General features: G+C 39.1%; 8 protein-coding genes and 1 pseudogene. 7 read left to right on the top strand and 2 right to left on the bottom strand.

Features of this window, described 5'->3' with window-relative positions; translation table 11 throughout:
* The 3 genes from AC075L_RS19365 to AC075L_RS19355 form a co-directional block, all read left to right on the top strand.
* Positions 1 to 943, top strand: a 943-nt coding sequence (locus AC075L_RS19365) for a PD-(D/E)XK nuclease domain-containing protein (protein ID WP_476388041.1), incomplete at its 5' end; no start/stop codon positions are given.
* 335 nt (positions 944 to 1,278) lie between these two features.
* A complete protein-coding gene (locus AC075L_RS19360; protein ID WP_476388040.1) occupies positions 1,279 to 1,851 on the top strand; it encodes a biotin transporter BioY in 573 nt (190 codons plus the stop codon).
* The gene (locus AC075L_RS19355; RefSeq protein ID WP_022381193.1) at positions 1,835 to 2,218 is read left to right on the top strand and encodes a CHY zinc finger protein; all 384 of its coding nucleotides are present in this window, start codon (positions 1,835 to 1,837) and stop codon (positions 2,216 to 2,218) included. Before AC075L_RS19360 ends, AC075L_RS19355 begins: the two co-directional genes overlap by 17 nt.
* On the opposite strand, the gene AC075L_RS19350 is transcribed toward AC075L_RS19355, so the two are convergent.
* Positions 2,197 to 2,289 (bottom strand): DUF6783 domain-containing protein, encoded by a 93-nt coding sequence (locus tag AC075L_RS19350; protein WP_349826207.1) that lies wholly within the window; start codon positions 2,287 to 2,289, stop codon positions 2,197 to 2,199. The genes AC075L_RS19355 and AC075L_RS19350 overlap by 22 nt on opposite strands.
* A 170-nt stretch (positions 2,290 to 2,459) precedes the next feature.
* Here AC075L_RS19350 and AC075L_RS19345 point away from each other — a divergent pair.
* From AC075L_RS19345 to AC075L_RS19330, 4 genes and pseudogenes are all read left to right on the top strand, one after another.
* Positions 2,460 to 3,243, top strand: a pseudogene (locus AC075L_RS19345) (ZIP family metal transporter).
* A gap of 145 nt (positions 3,244 to 3,388) precedes the next feature.
* Positions 3,389 to 3,826, top strand: a complete 438-nt coding sequence (locus AC075L_RS19340) for a PPC domain-containing DNA-binding protein (RefSeq protein ID WP_022381195.1) — start codon at positions 3,389 to 3,391, stop codon at positions 3,824 to 3,826.
* Between the two features lie 298 nt (positions 3,827 to 4,124).
* Positions 4,125 to 4,664 (top strand): RNA polymerase sigma factor, encoded by a 540-nt coding sequence (locus AC075L_RS19335; RefSeq protein WP_118409173.1) that lies wholly within the window; start codon positions 4,125 to 4,127, stop codon positions 4,662 to 4,664.
* Positions 4,661 to 5,455 carry a hypothetical protein gene (locus AC075L_RS19330; RefSeq protein ID WP_022381082.1) on the top strand — a complete coding sequence of 265 codons (795 nt, stop codon included), beginning with the start codon at positions 4,661 to 4,663 and terminating at the stop codon, positions 5,453 to 5,455. The genes AC075L_RS19335 and AC075L_RS19330 overlap by 4 nt, the downstream gene beginning before the upstream one ends.
* A 91-nt stretch (positions 5,456 to 5,546) precedes the next feature.
* Here AC075L_RS19330 and AC075L_RS19325 read toward each other — a convergent pair whose 3' ends face one another.
* Positions 5,547 to 5,870: a hypothetical protein gene (locus AC075L_RS19325; protein WP_022381083.1), complete on the bottom strand. Its 324-nt coding sequence runs from the start codon at positions 5,868 to 5,870 to the stop codon at positions 5,547 to 5,549.
* Positions 5,871 to 6,502 lie beyond the last annotated feature (632 nt).

Here is a 6,502-nt window from a genome sequence, read left to right as displayed (position 1 = left end):
CCTGAATATGTTTGATGAATTTTCTATGATTTATGCAGGACCTCTGGCGAAGTTTGTGGGTTTTACAGAGACAGAAGTCAGAGAATTATGTGAGAAATATCATATGGATATGAGGGAAATCAGAGAATGGTATGACGGGTACAGGTTTGAAAACTGTGAGCCGGTTTATAATCCAAGGTCTGTGGTAAACGGCATGCTTTTTGGTTCTATCAGAAACTACTGGAATATGACAGAATCTTTTGAAGCACTGCAGACTTATATAGATATGAATTTTGAGGGGTTAAAGGATGATATTCTCAGTATGCTGGCAGGAGAGCATATTCCTGTTAATACCGGAAATTTTACAAATGATATGACGACATTCCGGGATGAGAATGATGTTTTGACCTTATTGATCCATCTGGGATATCTGGCATATGATTCTACAGAACATTGTGTGTATATTCCTAATAATGAAATCCGGAATGAGTATGCAAATGCTGTTTCTGTATCAGACTGGGGTGAAGTGTCAAAAGCTTTAAAAAATTCGGCAGATGTCCTGAATGCAATCTGGAATCAGAATGAGCAGATGGTTGCACAGGGAATCCAAAGAGCACACTTTGAGACCTCGCATCTTCAGTATAATGATGAAAATGCATTAAGTTATACTATTTCACTGGCTCTGTATGCGGCTAGAAACTATTATAGCGTATATCGTGAACTGCCAACAGGAAAGGGATTTGCGGATATGGTCTTTATTCCGAGAAAAAAATTTCCTGATAAACCTGCTCTGGTAGTGGAATTAAAATGGGATAAAAGTGCCAAAGGAGCTATTTCTCAGATTAAACAGAAGCAATATTGTAAAAGTCTGGAGGAATATGCAGGAAATATTCTTTTGGCAGGGATTAATTATTCGAAGAAGGATAAAGAGCATCAGTGCATGATTGAGAAGATAGTGAAATAACAACGCTATATATGATTTATTGTTACTGTTCACAGCAACACGCTTTGCGATGCAGGAAATATGAACCTCCTTGTGCAATGCCCAAGGAGTATCATTTGCTTCGCAAACTTAATTTATGCTAATCGCATAAATTCGCGCGGTATGTCTCGGGATTTTGGCATATTCATGCCAAAACACCTCGCGGGACAGTGGTGTGTGAACAGTAACGACTTATTACAAATGTAAACCCAAAATTGAAGAACGGGTTGACAATCTTCTCTGCTTATGATATAAAAAAGAAGGTCAAAATCAATCATTAACAGGGAAAGAGGAGAGTCTTATTATGAGTCAGTCATATGCAAAAAGCCCTGCTGGCAGAGAGAAAATTTACAACCAGAGAAATGGTACTGGTTGGTATGTTTGCAGCAGTTCTTGCAGTAATATCACAGATTTCACTGCCAATGCCTACCGGTGTACCGATCACCATTCAGGTATTTGGTGTAGCACTTGTAGGCGCAGTACTTGGTTCCAGGCTTGGAACTACAGCAACACTGGTTTACGTTCTGTTAGGAGCCATCGGTCTTCCGATCTTTGCTAACTTCTCAGGCGGAATCAGCAGCATCGTAGGAGTTACAGGAGGATACATCTGGGCATGGCCGATCATGACCTGGCTCTGCGGAATCCGTCCGAAAACAGAGAACAAGACAAAGAATCTTGCAATCTCAATCGGATTCGCACTGATCGGACTTCTGATCGTTGAGACAATCGGTGGTCTGCAGTGGCACTTTGTAGGAGGCTCCATGAGCATCCCGGCAATCGCAGTATACTCCTTAACAGCATTTATTCCAAAGGATATTGTGATCACAGTTCTTGCAGTACTGATCGCAATTCCCATCAGAAAAGGAATCAACAATGCAGGAAACCGCTGATAAAAGTAACAGGTTAAAGAATAGCCTGCCGGAAGACAATCTGGTAAAGCAGGAAAACATAAAGATTCACGGAATCGGACTTGATAAAGCAGGACGGTGTACACACTATCACACACAGCTTGACATAGCTGCATTGCTCTGCGCGAAGTGCAGGAAATATTACGCATGTTATTCCTGCCACGATGAACTGGAAGATCATTCATTTATGGCAACAACACCGGAAGAAGCTTATCCTGTTTTATGCGGAAACTGCGGCAGGAAACTTACACTTCAGGAATACAAAAAAGGCAGCTGCCCTTACTGCCACGCAGGATTTAATCCAAAATGCAGTTTACATGAGAATATTTATTTCTGTTGCACTATGTAACGTGTTTTGAAAAACATTTCCGCAATCTGCACGCCCCACTTTGCAGTATATTTTGCAGAAAGCTTTTTCAAACACGCTCTAATGTAGAGAATACAAAATAACAAAAAATTTTGTATTCTCTTTTTATTTGTCAAAAAATCTGATATACTGATTAGAGTTAGAATAGACTAACTAAATCAAACAAATAACAAGAACCTATTTCTTTTATTTGCATACAAATAAAAACAGGAGGAATAAATTGATGGATATAAATGTATTTTATGGAATTTTGATTCCTTTTCTTGGAACTTCTGCAGGAGCCGCCTGCGTATTTTTCATGAAGAAGAATCTGAATGAACAGATTCAAAGGGCACTTACCGGCTTTGCAGCAGGAGTTATGGTTGCAGCTTCCATATGGAGTCTGCTAATCCCGGCAATTGAACAGTCTTCCGGACTGGGGAAGCTTTCATTTGTACCGGCAGCAGTGGGATTTTGGATAGGGGTGTTTTTTTTGCTCTTGCTGGATCACATGATCCCGCATCTTCACCAGAACAGTAACAAGGCAGAAGGTCCGAAGAGCAAACTTCAGAGAACTACCATGCTGGTTCTTGCAGTAACTCTGCATAATATTCCGGAGGGAATGGCAGTAGGAGTCGTATACGCAGGCTATTTAACAGGTCACGCCCAGATCACTATAATGGGAGCCATGGCTCTTTCTATCGGGATTGCCATTCAAAACTTTCCCGAGGGAGCCATTATTTCTATGCCCCTGCGTTCTGAGGGAATGGGAAAAACCAAAGCCTTTGCAGGCGGAGTCCTGTCCGGGATTGTAGAACCTGTCGGTGCAGTCCTCACAATCCTGGCTGCCGGCCTCATTGTCCCGGCACTTCCATATCTTTTAAGCTTCGCAGCCGGAGCTATGCTCTATGTAGTAGTAGAAGAACTCATACCCGAAATGTCTGCCGGAGAACACTCCAGACATTGGAACTATTTTCTTTGCGGTAGGATTCTCTCTGATGATGATTCTGGATGTAGCTCTTGGATAAACAGATAATAATACACTATAAATATTCATTACTATAGCAATCCCTGCCAGAGATTTTTGGGGATTGTTATCTGCAGGGAACAGGAATATAATATTTCTGTTAAGCAATATTTATTCAAAAGCAATAACTTAAATGGAGATAAAAAATGGACTACAGAAAATTCGGCGAATGCTATTACATAAGAATGGATCGTGATGACGAGATTATCAGTACAATCCTCGAAATATGTAAAAAAGAAAATATCAGATCAGCCACTTTTTCCGGGATCGGAGGATGTAAGGATGCAGAAATTCAGACCTTTATCCCAGAGACAGGCAGCTTCGAAGAACAGCGTATTTCCGGAATGCTTGAGTTGGTATCTTTAAACGGCAACGTGGTCACAGGTGAAAATAATATCTGTTACCATCATACTCATGCAGTATTCTCTTATAAAGATGGTGAACGACATTGCATGGCAGCAGGTCATATGAAATCAATTACTGTACTGTATACTACAGAAATCGAACTTCGTCCGGTAACAGGCGGAACTATCCACCGCAAATACGATCCTGAAACAGGGACTGGATTCTGGGATTTTAACTAAACCTTAGAAAACGATTTGTTTTGATTGAGCAAGGAAGTTTTGTGCAAACCTTCAAACTGATGTAAGATAAGATTACTCAGTTTGGAGGTTTTATTTTTATCAGGTATCAGAGGTAAATGGATGGGTAGAAGATAAAATGCAAAAGGAACAGTTCATTGAGAGTGTACAGAATTTAACACAAGTTCTGTATACTTTTTTTATAAGAAATGAAACTTTTTGTTCCCTGGCAGGATATATAAGAATGTAAAGGTTAAAAGCTTTTAATTTTTGAAAGTATTAAAAAGAAAGTTGGGTTGATATGACAGATGAAGCAGAGCTTTTGCAGCGTCTCAGGAACAGAGAAAAAAATTCAATAGATGAAGCAATCCGAATTTATACACCGTATTTGAGTACTGTTTTGTATCATATGACCGGCAATTCACTTCCGAAAGAGGATATTGAAGAAATTGTGGCAGATGTGTTTGTTGTACTCTGGAAGAATGCCGGGAGGATAGATTTACAGAAAGGTACATTACGGTCATATCTTGCTGCCGTTGCCCGGAATTTTGCTCTGAAACGGATAAACAGAAAAACGGATCATACATTTCTTGAAGATATTGAACTGTCAGATGGCAAAAATTTCATGGAAGAGAATTTTCACAATAATTATGTATGGGAAACAGTTATGAGCCTTGGCGAACCTGACAGCGAGATTTTTGTAAGACGGTATAAATTTGATGAAAAAATCAAGGACATTTCAAAAGCAATGGGACTTAACATTTCTACAGTTAAGACCAGACTTTCAAGAGGAAAAAGAAAACTCAGAAAAATGTTATCGAATGCGGAGGAAAGATTATGAGAAGAAAAAATTTGCTTAAAGAATTGGGAATACAAAAACAGGCAGATACTTCCTGCAATGCTCTTGATATTGATACAGAGAATATCAGACAGAGAGTTTATGCAAAACTTGATTTCGCAGATACAGAAAGGAAGCAAACGACTATGAGATCAAAAAAGAAAATATTACCTTTGTTGATAGCTGCAACACTTACAATTGGAGCTACTGCTGTGGCGGCAACAGGAAAGATTTCAATGTGGACAGGTTCATCTGCATCACGTGCTGATTATACATCTCTTCCAACGGCAGAACAGGTTACAAAGGATATTGGGTATAGACCGGTACTGATTGATACCTTTGAGAACGGGTACTGCTTCAAGGATGGCAATATTGTAAAAAACAGTTTTAAGGACGACAATGCAAATGTAATTGAGAAGTTTAAATCTGTGTCCTTTGATTATCAGAAGAATGGAGATGTTGTATCGTTTGAACAGCAGAAGTTCAATTCAAAGCTTACACCGGCAGGTGATATTATTGCCACTATAAATGGAACAAATCTGTATTATGTACATTATATAAATAAAGTAGTATCGGATGATTACGAATTGACAGAACAGGATAAAAAAGACCAGGCCAGTGGAAAAGTTGTATTCAGTTACGATGGCAGCGCTTCTCAGATTGAAGTCAGTCAGGTTCAAAGCGTTAACTGGAATAAAGATGGCATCCAGTATGATTTGCTGCAAATAGATGGAAAATTATCTGCCGGTGAACTTGCAGATATGGCGAGAGAGGTTATTAATAACAGAAGATAAAGAAAAAAGATGGTGAATTCAGTCCGGTTCACCATTTTTTTGTAACTGTGTGCGCCTGACAGCGTACACAAAAAAACAGCTGTCCGATTTATTACCGGGCAGCTGTCTTGGCGTTGAGAGATATTTTAGAAGTAGTGGAAACCTGTGAAGGGGTGGCGTCAGCCAAATGGTGGGGTTCTGATCTGTACAGATATAAAATACCGCCAAAGAAACCAAGAATCAGTCCTGTATATCCGCCACTGCAAAGAACAACGGTTATCTTTGTAACGAAGGACATACCGCCGATCATGCAGATCAAAAATCCTGCCAGAAGACCGATCGTTGTCCAGCCCATAAGTGAAACAGCCAGAAAAGCTGCGGAAGCATGTGAGTTTTTTACCTGTTTATTAATAGAATTCCATAATGTCTGATACATAATGATTCCTCTTTTCTCTTTCAATTCTTTGATTACTATTATAGAAACAGTTTGTAAAATACACATGCTCGCTAATGAAAAATCTCTGTAAAATTTTCTTTCTCTGTTATATGCAGAGGACGGAGAAAGTACAAGACAGAAAAACAATTACGTATATTATACAAATGAATGCATTTGAAAATGGTTTTATAGCAATCCTCTAAAATAATGCATCTTAATCCGGCCCATCAGAGTGTGAAATCTTGCGTCAGATATCTTTGCCGTGCGGTCAGCACGCTTGCAGATATCTTCCTTGTCTTTCGCACTCTGCTGAACTGTCTTAAATGCATTATTTATGAGGATTGCTATAGTTCGGAAAAGGTTAGGATAATAAGCGGGAATCCTCGGCAATTCAATTACCGAGATGAAAGCGCAAACTGTGCATATCTGCACTCATAATAAATAAAAATAACAAGACGGTTTTCATTCAATTTCTCCCTATAAAAAGCTGTATCCAGCATTATAAAAAGAAAATATGTTCGATATTTTATTGCGAAGTTTTTGATATCATGGTATCATATATGTATGAAAGAAAATCTTATACATTACCGCACTTGTGTGTAATATTAATTACCATATGGTATGGTCAGTGA

The organism is Blautia sp. ZXY-1-B12 (assembly GCF_056339915.1).
This window is presented reverse-complemented; position numbering and strand designations above follow the sequence as displayed.